The organism is Helicobacter cetorum MIT 99-5656, assembly GCF_000259275.1.
Lineage (GTDB): Bacteria > Campylobacterota > Campylobacteria > Campylobacterales > Helicobacteraceae > Helicobacter > Helicobacter cetorum.
In genome coordinates this window covers 443,415-458,964 of sequence record NC_017735.1, presented here as the reverse complement: position 1 = coordinate 458,964, position 15,550 = coordinate 443,415, and the positions used below count along the sequence as shown (strand labels likewise).

The 15,550-nt window shown below is 35.4% G+C and carries 19 protein-coding genes and 1 tRNA gene; 10 read left to right on the top strand and 10 right to left on the bottom strand.

All coding sequences use genetic code 11. From position 1 onward, the window contains the following. Positions 1–103: 103 nt before the first annotated feature. Together HCD_RS09295 and HCD_RS02225 are read right to left on the bottom strand one after the other, a co-directional pair. Positions 104–277 (bottom strand): hypothetical protein, encoded by a 174-nt coding sequence (locus tag HCD_RS09295; protein WP_158308546.1) that lies wholly within the window; start codon positions 275–277, stop codon positions 104–106. A 216-nt stretch (positions 278–493) separates the two neighbouring features. Continuing rightward, complete coding sequence (locus HCD_RS02225; protein WP_193770227.1) at positions 494–928, bottom strand: hypothetical protein; 435 nt, start codon at positions 926–928, stop codon at positions 494–496. 542 nt (positions 929–1,470) lie between these two features. On the opposite strand from HCD_RS02225, the gene HCD_RS02220 reads away from it, so the two are divergent. After that, positions 1,471–1,998, top strand: coding sequence for a hypothetical protein (locus HCD_RS02220; RefSeq protein ID WP_014658988.1), 528 nt, complete (start codon positions 1,471–1,473; stop codon positions 1,996–1,998). Between the two features lie 223 nt (positions 1,999–2,221). Here HCD_RS02220 and HCD_RS02215 read toward each other — a convergent pair whose 3' ends face one another. The 5 genes from HCD_RS02215 to chePep form a co-directional block, all read right to left on the bottom strand. Next, on the bottom strand, positions 2,222–2,977 hold the full coding sequence (locus HCD_RS02215) for a HugZ family heme oxygenase (protein WP_014658987.1): 756 nt from the start codon (positions 2,975–2,977) through the stop codon (positions 2,222–2,224). A 63-nt stretch (positions 2,978–3,040) separates the two neighbouring features. Continuing rightward, positions 3,041–4,666, bottom strand: coding sequence for an arginine--tRNA ligase (gene argS, locus HCD_RS02210; RefSeq protein ID WP_014658986.1), 1,626 nt, complete (start codon positions 4,664–4,666; stop codon positions 3,041–3,043). 2 nt (positions 4,667–4,668) lie between these two features. Continuing rightward, entirely contained in the window at positions 4,669–4,908 is a 240-nt protein-coding gene (gene tatA / locus HCD_RS02205) for a twin-arginine translocase TatA/TatE family subunit (RefSeq protein ID WP_014658985.1), read from the bottom strand. A 79-nt stretch (positions 4,909–4,987) separates the two neighbouring features. Further along, entirely contained in the window at positions 4,988–5,602 is a 615-nt protein-coding gene (gene gmk / locus HCD_RS02200; protein WP_014658984.1) for a guanylate kinase, read from the bottom strand. Then, positions 5,595–7,250 (bottom strand): chemotaxis regulatory protein ChePep, encoded by a 1,656-nt coding sequence (gene chePep / locus HCD_RS02195; RefSeq protein WP_014658983.1) that lies wholly within the window; start codon positions 7,248–7,250, stop codon positions 5,595–5,597. The genes gmk and chePep overlap by 8 nt, the downstream gene beginning before the upstream one ends. A 144-nt stretch (positions 7,251–7,394) precedes the next feature. Between chePep and HCD_RS02190 the strand changes: the two genes are divergently transcribed. Further along, on the top strand, positions 7,395–7,940 hold the full coding sequence (locus HCD_RS02190) for a phospholipase D-like domain-containing protein (protein ID WP_014658982.1): 546 nt from the start codon (positions 7,395–7,397) through the stop codon (positions 7,938–7,940). An 8-nt stretch (positions 7,941–7,948) separates the two neighbouring features. On the opposite strand, the gene HCD_RS02185 is transcribed toward HCD_RS02190, so the two are convergent. Beyond that, positions 7,949–8,623 (bottom strand): outer membrane protein, encoded by a 675-nt coding sequence (locus tag HCD_RS02185; RefSeq protein ID WP_411269451.1) that lies wholly within the window; start codon positions 8,621–8,623, stop codon positions 7,949–7,951. Between the two features lie 150 nt (positions 8,624–8,773). On the opposite strand from HCD_RS02185, the gene flgH reads away from it, so the two are divergent. Genes flgH through pseH form a run of 4 tightly spaced genes read left to right on the top strand, consistent with a single transcriptional unit; the run spans position 8,774 to position 11,584 of the window. Further along, a complete protein-coding gene (gene flgH, locus HCD_RS02180) occupies positions 8,774–9,478 on the top strand; it encodes a flagellar basal body L-ring protein FlgH (protein WP_014658980.1) in 705 nt (234 codons plus the stop codon). Positions 9,479–9,489: 11 nt separating this feature from the next. Further along, on the top strand, positions 9,490–10,179 hold the full coding sequence (gene pseF / locus HCD_RS09525) for a pseudaminic acid cytidylyltransferase (RefSeq protein WP_014658979.1): 690 nt from the start codon (positions 9,490–9,492) through the stop codon (positions 10,177–10,179). Then, entirely contained in the window at positions 10,170–11,045 is an 876-nt protein-coding gene (locus tag HCD_RS09520) for a hypothetical protein (protein WP_014658978.1), read from the top strand. Before pseF ends, HCD_RS09520 begins: the two co-directional genes overlap by 10 nt. Next, on the top strand, positions 11,042–11,584 hold the full coding sequence (gene pseH, locus HCD_RS02165) for a UDP-4-amino-4,6-dideoxy-N-acetyl-beta-L-altrosamine N-acetyltransferase (protein ID WP_041594875.1): 543 nt from the start codon (positions 11,042–11,044) through the stop codon (positions 11,582–11,584). The genes HCD_RS09520 and pseH overlap by 4 nt, the downstream gene beginning before the upstream one ends. On the opposite strand, the gene HCD_RS02160 is transcribed toward pseH, so the two are convergent. Together HCD_RS02160 and HCD_RS02155 are read right to left on the bottom strand one after the other, a co-directional pair. Further along, a complete protein-coding gene (locus tag HCD_RS02160; RefSeq protein WP_014658976.1) occupies positions 11,517–12,455 on the bottom strand; it encodes a tetraacyldisaccharide 4'-kinase in 939 nt (312 codons plus the stop codon). The two genes, pseH and HCD_RS02160, sit on opposite strands and share 68 nt — an antisense overlap. Continuing rightward, positions 12,452–13,234: an NAD+ synthase gene (locus HCD_RS02155; protein WP_014658975.1), complete on the bottom strand. Its 783-nt coding sequence runs from the start codon at positions 13,232–13,234 to the stop codon at positions 12,452–12,454. Before HCD_RS02155 ends, HCD_RS02160 begins: the two co-directional genes overlap by 4 nt. An 83-nt stretch (positions 13,235–13,317) precedes the next feature. On the opposite strand from HCD_RS02155, the gene HCD_RS02150 reads away from it, so the two are divergent. The 4 genes from HCD_RS02150 (at position 13,318) to minE (ending at position 15,547) form a co-directional block, all read left to right on the top strand. Then, positions 13,318–13,394: transfer RNA gene (locus tag HCD_RS02150), tRNA-Arg, on the top strand. A gap of 112 nt (positions 13,395–13,506) precedes the next feature. Next, positions 13,507–14,499 carry a ketol-acid reductoisomerase gene (gene ilvC / locus HCD_RS02145; protein ID WP_014658974.1) on the top strand — a complete coding sequence of 331 codons (993 nt, stop codon included), beginning with the start codon at positions 13,507–13,509 and terminating at the stop codon, positions 14,497–14,499. 8 nt (positions 14,500–14,507) lie between these two features. Next, positions 14,508–15,314 (top strand): septum site-determining protein MinD, encoded by an 807-nt coding sequence (minD, locus tag HCD_RS02140; protein WP_014658973.1) that lies wholly within the window; start codon positions 14,508–14,510, stop codon positions 15,312–15,314. Further along, positions 15,311–15,547 carry a cell division topological specificity factor MinE gene (minE, locus tag HCD_RS02135; protein WP_014658972.1) on the top strand — a complete coding sequence of 79 codons (237 nt, stop codon included), beginning with the start codon at positions 15,311–15,313 and terminating at the stop codon, positions 15,545–15,547. The genes minD and minE overlap by 4 nt, the downstream gene beginning before the upstream one ends. Positions 15,548–15,550: the final 3 nt, after the last annotated feature.

Sequence of the window (15,550 nt, the reverse complement as noted above, 5' to 3'; positions counted from 1 at the left end):
TCGCTTTAGCGAGGGGTGTTTCACTAAAATTAGAATAATAAGGTTATAACAAGTGAGGTTGTCATAAAGGGTTTTTAAATATTTTGTATGGCATTTTAAAATCTCATCTTATGTTCTTAGCATACAGCAAAGCAAAAATAAGCATAGTCAAAGCGTTTGCTAGTATTCTCATCTCTCTATCTATATGGTTGATAATTAAAGGCACCATTAGGATTAGCAATCCTAAAACATAGCAAAGGCTTTCGTGTTTGTTAATAAAATCTTTTAGTTTTTGCATTCAAATGTCTTTTTTAAAAAACAATCTCCATTGCTCTTATATCTTAATCATAGTTTTATTTTATCTTGGTCTTTTTGGTTTTGATTTTTTGTAAATATCAGTATAAAAATCAAGAATAGCTCCCACTAGCATTACAAAAGGAGAGACTGTGAAAAAATAATCTTTCTAGGACTTTGAATGCAGTTCAAAGCTGTCTTAAATTCCAAACAGAGACTATCAAAGACTACGACTTCTTTTCTTAAACCTTGCTCTATCCGCTTCCTTTTTGCTATGTTTTTGGATAAATTCTGTTTTAATTTTTTCATCGTATTTAATAACGATGCATAAAGATTTCTTACCATCTCTTTCTTTTAGCTCTATACTCTTAATATCTTCTTTGGTTAAAGACATACCATAGCGGTTGAAAATGACTAGGAATTTTCTAAGGTCGTTGAAAGATTGATTTTTTTCATAAATTAATAGCGATAAATTTTTATCATTGTTTAAACGCTCCAAAATCTCATTTTGATAATGATATACTAAGTAGAGTAAGCAAGTTTCTCGTGTGCTACCTGAAGCATTAAGATTTTCGTTTCTATGCCTATGAGTAATAGTTAGCATTTCTTCATACTTAACTAATGGGGAGCAATAATCTATTAAAATTTTATTCAAATTAGAAACCGAGCAAGTTTGGGGGCATTCTATATAAAGAAAAACTTAACTTAATAAGAGCGTTTTTAAGACCATAACCAAACAACAAAGCCTAACCCCTACAAAACAAAAACCAAAACTCTATAAAAAACAAACCAAAAAGAAAACCAAAAATGTAATGCTTAGCTTCGTGTTAGGGTTGCTAGTCAGTAGAGAGTGTAGGACCTAGAAAAGACTAGACTACAACCAAACCAAATAATAGGTTCTTCCTAGCAAAATCCACTCCGTACGGTTCCAAACCGCGAAAAAGGGGAATTTTTGAATAAAGCTGTTTAAAGGCTCTATTTTGTATTTTGTAAAGAGATAGGTATTTTTACTTTAGATACAATAAGACACTAGAAAAACGGCGTTAAAAGGCTTTTATGGGGGTGTTTTGGAGTTAAAGCGATTTTACAAAAAACGCTATAAAGCCCCTAGCTTTAGCTATGGGGAGTATGGAGCATATAGTGTAAAATGCTGGAGTAGTTACCCACGCTGACTAATCACACATGAAAGGTAATATAATGGAATTTGGGGAAGCAAAAATCTATCTCGCAAAGATTATAGAAGTCAATAAAAGCCTTGTAAGAGTAGTATATAATGGCACACAAAGCGATTTTGTTCCATACACTAAATTACAAAATGGCTTCAAAACGCACTATATACCACCGACCAAAGATGAGGTGGTGCTATATTTGAAAATTCAAGGATTTTCTTTAGTGCTAGGCACTAGCATTATCAATGATGAAAAAGAGCTAGAAAGCGATGCCGAAACCATATTATATAAAGACGGCACAAAAATAACCTACAAAGACAGCGTGCTAAAAGTGGAGAGTTTAAAGGAGCTAATCATAGAATGCTCTAACGCCACGATTAAGGCTAAAGAAAACGCCACAATAACAGCAAATAGTGTCGTTATAGATAGTGGCGATATTATTCTAGGGGGCAAAAGTGCGAGCTTGAATGATGGCGTGGTTACAGGCTCATGTCTATGCCCTTTTACAGGTGGCCCCCACGCTGACTTTAGCTTAAAAGTCAAGGCTCTTAAATGAGATGATAAGATGAGAGCATAGGGTTGTTACTCTAATTATCCGTTAAAGCTTTCGCTTATTTTTTGTTAACACAAAAAACCCACAATAAATTCGTTTTGTTTATTGTTTATAAAATGCCAAATTTATGGCTTGTAAATAGGGGTGAAGCAACTAAATTTCATTAAAATTATTATTGAAGAGTGTTTTTTAGGATAAATTAGAGAGAGCTAGGACTCTCTCTAATTTATTTCTTATGCACGAAAGTGTGTGGGTTGCCTTTAGCTCCGGCGTAAGTGATGCTATCGCCTGAAATATCATAGGCTTGACCAAAGCCTTTTACATAGCGACCCTTGCCAAAATCTAGTGCGATTAAATGGAAATCTTGCATGGTGCGTATGGTTTTAATGCCCCCAGCTCCGCCTGTTTTTTCAATAAAAGCGTCAAATGCTTTGTCAAACTCAGCTCCCCTTTCAATAAAACGCACTTTAGTCTTATAACGCAAGCGTTTTCTCAAAATCGCTGATTTGGCTTTGCTTTCATCTTCTAAGAACATGACTTCTACATTCTCTGGGTTGTGCTTAAGGCTGGCAAAATGCTCTGCCACTTCACTCACATAAATATAGTATTGCTTGCCATCAAACATAAGGCTTGCATAAGAGCATACCACATGCCCATTAGGGTGTAAGGTCGCTAAACAAATAGAATCAAAGCTTTCTCTAAAGGCTTTGATTTCTTCTTCAACACCTTTTAAATCATGGGTTTTTTCTACACTCTGACACAGCTCAATAATGGCATTTTTATAATCTTTGGGGTCTTTAATCTCTTCGCTAAATTCAATTCTTAAGGTTTGATTATCATTGTAGCTAATCACAATGCCTTGAGAATCCACGCTTTGAAACTTCACATTCTCAGCGTTATGGATTTGTCCGAATTTTTTTAACAAGCCCTTCATGTCTTCTACATGATGAGCGTTCATGTGTTCTATAATACGAGTAAGCATAATAAATATTCTCCTTAGTTTTGATAACGAGAGAATATTATAATAAAAGGGTTAATCTCAAACTTAATTTTGAGATAAGGGCTTCTTTTTTATCTCTATACCTAAGAGAGATAGGGCGTTTCTAAGACTTAGGCTAACGACCAAACACACCTTTAAAAGCTCTTTTTCCTTAGGGGTATCTAAAATTTTACAGGCATTATAGAAGCTGTGAAACTCAGAAGCTAAAGTTTTTAGGTATTCGCACATTTTCTGTAAGCCGTATTCTTCAAAAGAAGACTCAATGACTTTAGGTAGGCTTAAGGCACTAAAGAGCAAGTATTTTTCTTCAGCATTCAAATGGTTTAAGGGGGTTTTTAAAATCTCTTCTTGAGAAAAAGCTGATTTATCTAGCATGGTATGAATGCGAGAATGAGCGTAATAGATGTAATAAACAGGGTTTGAGCTGTCCTGCTTATTCAGGCTGTTTACATCAAATTCCAAATGCGTATCAAGGCGTTTGCTTAAGAAAATAAATCTCAAGGCGTCCTTGCCTATATCTTCTACTACATCTTTAACTAAGATAAAATTGCCCGCTCGCTTACTCATCTTATAAGGTTCGCCGTTTTTGAGTAGCCGCACCATTTGAGCGAGTAAAACTTCAAGTTTGTTAGAATCATAGCCCAAGAAATTAAGGCTGGCTTTTACCCTAGCGATATAGCCATGGTGGTCTGCTCCCCAAATGTTGATGAACTTGGTGTAATCTTGCTTAAACTTCTCATTATGATAGACAATATCGCCGGCTAAATAAGTGTAGCTCTTATCTTCTTTGATAAGCACTCTATCGCTTTCGTCTTGGTGTAACGAAGATTTGAGCCAAACTTTAGAATCCTTTTCATAAAGGGTGTTCGCTGCTTCTAGGCGTTCAAACACTTTGTCTTTATTCTTAAAAGTTTCTTTTTCGCTCGCATAGGAATCAAAATGAATGCCCAAAGCATCTAAATTGTCCTTGATTTCTAAAAGCATTAAATCCTTAGCATAGCCGCTTAAGACTTCAATAATCACTTCTTCGTTTTGCTCAAAAAGGCTAGGCTCTAAATCCTTACTAGCAAGCTTTGCGATTTCTATGATGTATTCGCCTTTGTAAAAGACTTCTGGGTAAGTTACACTCTCTTTTAAAACATGCTCTTTATAAGCAAGCCATACTGAAAGCCCTAGCAAGCGAATCTGAGCCCCCATATCATTCACATAGTATTCGCATAGAACTTCATGCCCTAAAAAGCGGGCGATTCTTGCCAAGCTATCGCCAAATACCGCCCCCCTTGCATGCCCTATATGTAAAGGCCCTGTAGGGTTAGCGCTCACATATTCTAAAAAGATTTTTTGAGAATTTTTACTAGGAGTTTTAGAGCCAAATTTTTCTTTTAATTCCAAAGTACTCTGAGTGAAACGCTCCAAAAAGCCCAAAGAAAGGGTGAAATTAATATAACCTTTACAAGCAACTACGCTATCAAAAAATCCTTGAACTTTTGAATGCGAGCTGATTTTAACAACCAGCTCTTCAGCGATAGCTAAAGGCGGTTTTTTAAAGACCTTTGCTAGATTAAAGGCAACGGGCGTGGCATAATGCCCATGCTCTCTGTTTTTAGGGTATTCAATAACGACTTCAGTTTCTAAAATTTCTTCTAAAACGCTCTTAATGAGAGTGTGCATTTCTAACTTTCTTGTTTTTGAGTGCTTTTAATTTCGTTAGTTTCGTTAGCTTTCGCTTGAGCGTCTAGGGTTTTTGGCTCTGTTTTAGCCAAGTCTTCTTCATCATCTTTCACGGCTTTTTTGAAATTTTTAATCCCACTACCTAAGCCTTTAGCTAGCTCTGGAATTTTCTTAGCTCCAAATAATAAAACAATCACTAATAGGACAATGACCCAGTGCCATATGCTTGTAAATCCACCCATAATTTTAACTCCTTGATGTATTCATTGATTTTAATTCCCAAATTATAGCTTGTTTAAAAAATAATTGATAGGCTTTAGTCTAGTCGTTTTTCCAAACTCTTAAGACTTTTTCAAAATTAAACGCTTTTTTGCGATAGGCTAAAGTCTTAGCAATGCTTAATATTGCATCTTTAGATTTTTCTAAATTGTCGTTTATAATGAGATAATCAAAGCTTTCTAAAAACTGCATTTCATTATAGGCATGAACTAATCGCTTTTCTATGGTCTCTTTAGAATCTGTTCCTCTTAAAAGCAAGCGTTCTTTTAAAATCTCTTGATTTTTAGTGTTGATAAACACTGAGCATGCGTTAGGATAGTGCTTTTTGATGTCTCTATGCCCTTGCACATCAATATCAAAAATAACGATTTGCCCTTCTTTTAAGGCTTTTTCTACAGGAAGTTTAGATGTGCCATAGTAATGATTATGCACAATAGCCCATTCCAAAAATTGCCCTTTTTCTATGCCTAGTTTAAACTCTTCTTCGCTGACAAAATGATAGTGTAATCCATTAATCTCGCCTTCTCTTTGTTTGCGAGTGGTTGTAGAAATAGAAAAATAGATTTGAGAGATATTTTCTTGTAAATATTTGGTAAGGGTGCTTTTTCCAGCCCCACTAGGACCTGAAAGAATCAGCAAATTAGTTGCACTATGCATGGGAGTTTTTATCCTCTAAAGTGATTTTAATGTTTAAGGTCTTGCCTTCTAGAAGGCTTTCTAAAGACTTTTGGTTGAGATTTTTAAACAAATCTTGCAAACTCAAGCATAACTCAAGAGAATTAGAAGTGTCATCGCTTGTAGTTTCTTTGGTCGTTTCTAGGGCGTCTGTGTTATTCTCTTCTTTAGTGGGTTCTTTGGTTGGTTCTGTAGTGTATTCATTAGAAAGGGGTAATTCTTCTCCCACAGCTTTAGCCATAACCGGTTCAGGAATATCCTCAATTTTTTCATAACCCTGTGGAGTTGAAAGCTCTTGAGTTTCAGTATTTTCTTCAACTTCTTTCACATCTTGAGTTTCAGTTAACTCTTCAACTTCTTTCACATCTTGAGTTTCAGTTAACTCTTCAACTTCTTTCACATCTTGAGTTTCAGTTAACTCTTCAACTTCTTTCACATCTTGAGTTTCAGTTAACTCTTCAACTTCTTTCACATCTTGAGTCTCAGTATTTTCTTCAACTTCTTTCACATCTTGAGTCTCAGTATTTTCTTCAACTTCTTTCACATCTTGAGTCTCAGTATTTTCTTCAACTTCTTTCACATCTTGAGTCTCAGTATTTTCTTCAACTTCTTTCACATCTTGAGTCTCAGTATTTTCTTCAACTTCTTTCACATCTTGAGTCTCAGTATTTTCTTCAACTTCTTTCACATCTTGAGTCTCAGTATTTTCTTCAACTTCTTTCACATCTTGAGTCTCAGTATTTTCTTCAACTTCTTTCACATCTTGAGTCTCAGTATTTTCTTCAACTTCTTTCACATCTTGAGTCTCAGTATTTTCTTCAACTTCTTTCACATCTTGAGTCTCAGTATTTTCTTCAACTTCTTTCACATCTTGAGTCTCAGTATTTTCTTCAACTTCTTTCACATCTTGAGTCTCAGTATTTTCTTCAACTTCTTTCACATCTTGAGTCTCAGTATTTTCTTCAACTTCTTTCACATCTTGAGTCTCAGTATTTTCTTCAACTTCTTTCTCTTGCTGGTCAGCATTTTCTTGAATTTCTTGAACTAATTCTTTCATCGTTGCGAGTTCTTGGGTCGGTAATTCTTGAGTTTCTTCTGGTGTTTGTGTGGTAGAAAGTAATTGCTCTTCGGTATTAGATTCTTCTTGTGAGAGAGCTTCTAAATCGCCTAAATTTTCCAATTCATCCCAATTAGTTTCTAAAATTTGTGAAGTTTGCTCTAAAATTTCTGTTTCTGAAGCGTTTGAATCAGAATCTTTATTTGATTCATCTGTGTTAAAAGCAAGCTTTTTTTGAATGATTTTTAAAATCTCTGTGGGTAAAAAGGGCTTTTTGATTTTCATATCAAAGCTCTCTAAGAATGTGAGCTGTTGCTCATTACCCTTCTTATACATGCATATGTTTAGGGCATTTTGAGACATTATCTCTTTTAAATCCAGCCAATCAACTTGGTCAAGCTTTTCCAAACACTCATCATCGGCAAAAAAAAGCCATTTTTGATTTTCTTTAAGATGTGAGATGACATCTTGGTAATTTTCAACATTTTCTAGGGGTAATTCCAATTTTTTGGAGACACTTTCAAGCAACTTTTTAATCATGGGGTTTTGGTTGAATAGGATAATTTGCATCATTTTAAGAACTCCTTATTTTCAAGAAACGCTTATTTAAGCCTATCAGTTAGATTGCTTTTATTTTAAATCTTTTATTATAATCAAAAATTCATTTGGTTTGTTGGTTTTTCAATGAGTCGTGTAATTTTAAATCAAGGACAATTCGTGTTTGATAGGTTCAAAAAGATAGTTAGTGTGGGCGTATTTCTAGGTTGTTTGGGGTTTTTGGAAGCTAAAAATAGCGTGTTTTTCTTGCCTTATGAAAAAAGAGAAGCCTTAAACACTCTCATTTCTAGTATTAGTAGTGCTAAAGAGAGTGTGAAAATTGCGATTTATAGCTTTACGCATAAAGATATTGCCCTAGCGATTAAGAGCGTGGCTAGTAGGGGGGTTAAAGTGGAAATTATCTATGATTATGAGAGTAATCACAATAACAAACAATCCACAAGTGGCTATTTAGCTAAATACCCTAACATTAAGGCATGTTTATTAAGGGGGCTTAGGGCTAAAAATAGGAATAATTATTATGGTATTATGCATCAAAAATTAGCCATTATTGATGATAAAATGGTGTTTTTAGGCTCGGCTAACTGGAGCAAAAACGCTTTTGAGAACAATTATGAAGTGCTTTTAAAAACCGATGACACAGACACCGCACTTAAGGCTAGAAGCTATTTCAAAAAGATGTTAGGAAGCTGTGTGGGGTTTTAAAACCCTGTTTAGAAGTGGTAATTATACCCTACATAAAAGGCAAAGACCCGACGCATTTGAGCTTTGATGGCATCGCTTGTATAGTATTTGTTGTTAATAGTAGGAAATTTAAATCCGATTTCAAACTCATGCTCATCTACAAATAGGGCTTTCACCCCGACATTAAAGAGAAATTGAAAAGAAGTGTTGCTAACATTACTGCTATTAGTAGCCCCTAGTAGCGATTGCCCTTTATCACCGATATACCAGCTATTGCCCGCAATGGCAATTCCCCCAAAAACGCCAATATCCACGCTAATATCATCTTGATAAAAGCTTCCTTGAAAGAAATTCCACACTGCATCCACCCCTACGCCATAAGTAATCATGTTGTTTCCGCCATAATAACCCTTAGGGTATCTCATGCCATAACCTTGCCAATCCAAAAAAGCAAAATAGCGTATTCCCAGTATCCGCTCCACATCAAAAAAGTGTTTATAGCCTAGAACTAGCCCAATACCATTAGAACCCATGTTGGTGAGTTTCTTTGTGCCATTGATATTGGTCATTAAATTGATAGAGCCTGTTTGATAACTAACGCCCATATACATGTTAGTCGTCCAAGAAGGCATTGCAACTTCTTCATCAGCCCACAAGGCGTGTGTTAGCAAACTAGCACAAAAAATCGTTCTTATCAATCCTATCGCTCGCAAGGGGTTATCTCCTAAAATAAAGTGGGCTTCTCATTTTAAAGCCCTAAATTTTACAACAACTTGACAAAAATTAAGACACTTATTCTTAATAAGAGTGTATACTTCACAAATTCTATCAAAAACAACATGTAAGGCTTAGTGATGAAGAGAGTGTTTTATATAGGGTTTTCTATGGTGTTTGGCGTAATGTCGGCGAATGAGCCTAGTATTGATTTCAACCCCCCTAGTTATGTAGAAGAGACTCCATCAAAGGAGTTTATTCCTGAACTCAATCAATTAGGAAGTTTGTTTGGACAGGGGGAACGCCCCTTGTTTGCGGATAGAAGAGCGATGAAACCCAATGATTTAATTACGGTCATTGTCTCTGAAAAATCCAGTGCAAATTATTCTAGTTCCAAAGATTATAAAAGCACATCAGGGGGTAATTCTACGCCCCCAAGACTCACTTATAACGGACAAGATGAGAGAAAGAAAAAAGAAGCGGAGTATTTGGACGATAAAAATAATTATAATTTCACTAAGTCTAGTAATAACACGAATTTTAAAGGGGGTGGCTCACAAAAAAAGAGCGAAGATTTGAGTGTGGTATTGAGTGCTAGGATTATTAAAGTGCTAGAAAATGGGAATTATTTCATTTATGGGAATAAGGAAGTCCTAGTAGATGGCGAAAAACAGGTTTTAAGGGTGAGTGGGGTGATTCGCCCTTATGATATTGAAAGAAACAACACCATTCAATCCAAGTTTCTAGCTGATGCTAAAATTGAATACACTAATTTGGGGAACTTAAGCCGTTCTAACAAAAAGAAATTTGCCACAGATGCGATGGAAACTCAAATGCCTTATTAAAGAAAATTGAAATGGAAGCAGTCGCCTTTGTTTTAGCAAGAAGCTCTAGTAAAAGGATTAAGCACAAAAATATTTGTGATTTTTTTAATAAGCCACTCTTAGCTTATCCTATTGAAGTGGCTCTAAATTGCAAGCTATTTGAAGAAGTGTTTATCTCTAGCGATAGCTTAGAGTATGTCAATTTAGCTATAGAATATGGGGCGCGTTTTTTAAATTTACGCCCTAGAAATTTAGCTAATGATACCGCCACGACTTTAGAAGTTATGGCCTATCACATCAAAGAATTAGGTTTAAAAGATAATGCCATAGTGTGTTGCTTGTATGGCACTTCAGTGCTATTGCAAAAGAAGCATTTACAACTAGCTTTTGAGACTTTAAAGCAATATCAAACAGCTGATTATGTCTTTACCTGTTCGCCCTTTAGTGCTTCGCCCTATCGCTCTTTTAGTATTGAAAATGGCGTTCAAATGGCTTTTAAGGAGCATTTAAACACCCGCACGCAAGATTTAAAAAAACTTTATCATGACGCTGGGTTATTGTATATGGGAAGAGCCAAGGCTTTCAAAGAAAAGCGTCCTATTTTTAGCCACAATTCTATCGCCTTAGAATTAGTAGCTTTAGAAGTCCAAGATATTGATACTTTAGAAGATTTGGAATTAGCCAAGCTCAAATACAGCCGACTGAAAAATTTATGCGAGTAAAAATTTTTTGCGATGTGTTTGCTACAAGTGGTTTGGGGCATTTAAGGCGTTGTGAAAAAATCCTTGCCCATATAGAAAAATTGTGCAAAAAGAAGTCAGAGCTTAGTCTCTATCCATACAATGGGAAAAACATGGCTTCTTTTTTAGAGAGCGTTTCTAGTGATGATTTTCTCATTGTGGATAGTTATCTTTTAAATCCACAAGATTTTTATGTTTTAAAAGAAAAAGTTAGAAGCCTTATGGTTATAGAAGATAAAGAGCATTCCTTTTACCCAAAAAATACAACGATTATGAATTTCACGCTTAATGCATTAAAGCACTACCACCATTTATCTAAAGACTATCGGTATTATTTGGGGGTAGAGTTTTACCCCATTGATGTTAATTTTATTTATGAACGCCCCGTGGATTTAGAAAATAAAGAAGTTTTAATCACTCTGGGGGGGAGTGAACATAAAATTTTGGTTAGAATAGTCCAAATTTTAGAAAATAATGGTGTGAATTTGCACATCATTTCGGCTAATGCTCAAAAAAGTAGTCAAAAAAACACGCATTATTACAGCCATTTAAGCCCCTTAGAATTTAGTGCTTTGATGAAATTTTGTGGGTGTGCTATTAGTGCGGCTGGTCAAACTCTGTATGAATTAGCCCTAACCAAGACGCCTTCACTCATATTACCTATTGCTAGTAATCAAATCATTCAAAGTAAAGAATTTGAACAATCAGGCATTTTCAAACAAACTAGTCTTAAGACTTTAGCAAGAGATTTCAAAGAGTTGCAAGAACAAAGGGGTCAAAAATGGATAAAAAACCTAGCATTTGGAAGCAAATTAGAGAGTGCTTTAAAGGAGTTTTTAGAGATTTGAGAAAAAATTATTGCTATGAAAATATCCAAGCGATTGATTTTACTAATTTAGATGACAAGGAAAAGTTGCTTGTTTTAGAGTTTCGTAACCATGAAAATACTTCTTTATGGATGTATAGTGCTTTTGTTTCTTTGAAAACGCATTTGCAATTCATCAAAGAGCTTAAAAACATGCCAAACCACCGCTATTTTTTGTTTAAAGAAGATGAAACTTATTTGGGGGTTGGCTCTATCACTAGAATTAATCTTACCCATAAACATGGGTATTTAGGAATTTATAAAAACCCCTTTTTAAAAACTAAGGGGGGAGCTATTTTAAAAGCCTTAGAATTTATTGCTTTTGAAGAGTTTCAATTAAATTCCTTGCACTTAGAAGTGATGAAAACTAATCTAAGAGCGATTGCTTTTTATGAAAAAAACCATTATGAATTAGAAGGGTGTTTGAAAGAATTTATGTGTAGGGACAAGGAATTTATGGATATTCTTTTGTATTACAAGAATAAGAAAGGATATAATTCTCAATTTTCTCTAAAACCCTAGGACAAATTTCTAGTTTCAAATTCAGCACGCTTAAAGGTAAATCACAATGGCTTAATTTAACCAAGTCTTTGGTGGTAACTAATAATGAAGTCGCCTTATTTTTTTGAAACTCTCTTTCTAAAAGCTTCAAGTCAAAAGTGGCATGGTCTTTAAAATACAACTTTTTAATGACTTCCTTAGGTAAAAAGCTATCTAATCTGCTGGGATTAGCGATAGCTGTTACTAAAAGCATGCATTTGGTGGGATTAGTAATGTGGGTGATTCGCTTGTAGTCTTTATCTTCTGCAAGAACCAAATGGGCTTCTTTATAACTCTTAATGCTTTCTCTATACAACCCACTAGGCAAACAAAAGGGGTAGTAGGGGGGGATTTTAGGTTTTAAAAGCACATTGAATTGATTGAAATTGAACCTAAAGCCATCATCTAAAAACACGATTTTTGCGCCTAATTCAAGGGCTTTTAAAACGCCTAACTCTCTTTTTTCGCTCACAATGATAGTTGCTTGCCTTAAATTCAACGCTAAGAGATAGGCTTCATCACCAGCTACATTTTGAGAGACTAGGATTTGTCCTTTGACACTCACTACAACTAAGCCTTTAGAATGGCGTTGATACCCCCTAGAGATTACAGCCACTCCTTCATATTTTTGAGCGACTTCTAAAATAAAGGGCGTTTTACCGCACCCCCCAGCGATGAGATTACCCACGCTAATAAGGGGGATTTTAAAATCATGTTTTTTAGAGATTCTTCTTTTCAAAGTGGCAATCAGTTTATAGATTAAGGAAAAAGGATAAAGCATAAAAATTAACCCCTTTTGCAAGAGAGTGGGGGTGTAAAAATAGCGTTCTAAAAAGGGTTTGTTGCTCTTCATTTAGGTTTAAATCTTTTGGCAATGGTGGGTAATTCTAATTTAAAAGCGTTTTTTTGAATGCGACTGACTATGTGCTTGACTAAATCATGCTCATAGCCTAAGTTAATGAGCGTTTCTAAATGGATGGGTTTTGTTTTGAATAAAGTTTCAATATCCTTTAACAAAGGGTCAATCACACTATAAGGATACCCTAAATCATCTTCATCGCTCTGTCCTACAAACAAATCTGCGCTAGGGGGCTTATTTAAGATACTCTTAGGAATATTTAAGTTTTGAGCGAGTGCATAGACTTCTGTTTTAAATAACTCTCCAATAGGATTAATTGCACATGCAAAATCCCCATGCAAAGTGCCATAGCCTAGCATTCTTTCGCTTTTATTACTCGTGCCAATAACTAAAGAATTTGTCTTTAAAGAATAATCATATAAAAAAGCCATACGCAACCTAGAACAAAAATTCCCCTTTCTTGTAAGACTTGCATCTTTAAAGCTAGAACAAAATAGGTCGTCATAGGGGGCGATAGAGCATTCTGTATAGGCTATAGAAAAATTTTCACACAAACTAAGAGCGTCTAATTTGCTTTCTCTCATAGAGACTAAAGAAGGCATTAAAAGGGCATGGGCATTTTCTTTAAAAACCTTTTGGCACAGCACCCCAACGACTGCACTATCTAGCCCCCCACTCAGTCCATAAACAACCTTTTTGAAGCCTTTCTTGTGAACTTCTTTTTCTAAAAAATCACATAAATAAGTTATGAGTTCTTGGTAGTATTCTTGCATGCTTTCCATTATAGTAGAAAAAATGCATCGCTTAAGTAAAAAATTAGCTTTTCTTGCTATAATCTCTCTTTGACTTCTCAAAAGTGCTCGTAGCTCAGCTGAATAGAGCAACAGGTTGCGGTCCTGTAGGCCGGGGGTTTGAATCCCTCCGAGCACACCATCTTGCTTTCACACACTTTAATTTTCAGATAGTGTTCTAAATATATTTAAAAAAATATCGCTCTCATTATGGTAGAATACCCACTTACTTAAACACGCTAGGAAATTTCGTTTTGGCATTACCGATTTATTATGATAAAGACATTGATTTGCATTTAATCCAATCTTTGCAAGTAGGCATTGTTGGTTATGGTGCACAAGGAAGAGCTCATGCACTCAATTTAAGAGACTCTGAAGTAAAAGTGCGTATTGGCTTATACAAGGGAAGTTCAAGCATTTTAAGGGCAAAAGATGAAGGCTTTGAAGTCTTAGAAGTCAAAGAATTGGTTCAAAAATCTGATGTGCTTATGGTGCTACTTCCTGATGAATTGCATAAAGAAGTTTTAGAAAAAGAAGTGATTCCTTTTTTAAAAGACGGTCAAATTGTAGCCTTTTCTCATGGCTTTAGCGTGCATTTTAATCAAGTGGTCTTTCCAAAGGGTGTGGGGGCGATTTTAGTTGCTCCAAAAGGGCCTGGGAGTGCTTTAAGAGAAGAATACCTTAAAAATAAAGGTTTATATCATTTAATTGCTGTGGAACAAGAAAGCTCAAAACATGATGCTAAAGCTGTGGCTTTAAGCTATGCTAAAGCAAATGGTGGGGGAAGAATGGGGGTTTTAGAAACGAGCTTTAAAGAAGAATGCGAGAGCGATTTGTTTGGCGAACAAGCGGTTTTATGTGGAGGGTTAGAAGCGATTGTGAGAATGGGGTTTGAGACTTTAATTAAGGCAGGATACCCTGAAGAATTAGCCTATTTTGAATGTGTGCATGAAGTGAAATTAGTGGCGGATTTATTGCATTATAAAGGGATTGAAGGCATGCGAGAGCATATTTCTAATACCGCTGAATTTGGCACTATCAAAGCTAGAGAACCTATGGCAAATTTATTAGAAAAACGCATGCAAAAAATCTTAAATAAGATTCAAAATGGCTCTTTTGCTAAGGATTTCTTACTAGAAAAGAGCTTGAATTATCCTAGATTAAACACAGAAAGAAAAGCCCTTAAAGACACCAAATTAGAACAAATTGGGGAAATTTTACGCACCCCTTTAAACAATAAAGATTAAGGATTAATATGGCAATAGTAATTACTATCACTTCAGGTAAAGGTGGCGTGGGCAAAAGCACTACGACTGCTAATTTAGCCATTGGACTAGCTGAGAGTGGTAAAAAGGTTGTAGCGATTGATTTTGATATAGGTTTAAGAAACTTGGATATGATTTTGGGCTTGGAAAATCGCATTGTTTATGATGTAATAGATGTGATGGAAAAAAATTGCAATCTTACACAGGCTTTAATCACAGACAAACAGACTAAAAATCTCTCTTTTTTAGCCGCCTCTCAGAGCAAGGACAAAAATATTTTAGATAAGGAAAAAGTGGCGATTTTAATCAACGCGTTAAGAGCGGATTTTGATTATATTTTGATTGATTCGCCCGCTGGAATTGAAAGTGGGTTTGAGCATGCGATTTTGCATGCGGATATGGCGTTAGTTGTGGTTACTCCAGAAGTAAGCTCTCTAAGAGATAGCGATAGAGTGATTGGCATTATTGATGCGAAGTCTAATCGGGCTAAAAGGGGCGAAGAGGTGCATAAATACTTGATTATCAATCGCTTAAAACCTGAATTAGTGGAAAATGGTGAGATGATTTCTACAGAAGAAGTGCTTAAGATTTTAGGCTTGCCTTTAATTGGGGTGGTTCCAGAAGATAGTCATATTGTTTCAGCCACTAATAAGGGCGAGCCAGTGATACGCACTGAATGCGAAAGCTCAAAGGCTTATGAGCGTATCACAAGAAGGATTTTAGGCGAAGAAGTGGAGTTTGTAGAATTTAAGACAAAAAAAGGCTTTTTTAAAGCTTTAAAAGGGATATTTTCGTGAGCTTGTTTGACTTTTTCAAACCAAAAAGTAATAGTGCTAACACAGCCTCTGATAGGTTAAAATTGATTTTAGCCAAAGAACGCACTTTGAATTTACCCTATATGGAAGATATGCGTAAGGAAATTATTGCAGTCATTCAAAAATACACTAAATCTTCAGACATTCATTTTAAAACGCTGGATAGCAATCAGAGTGTAGAAACGATTGAAGTAGAAATTGTATTACCCAAATAATTT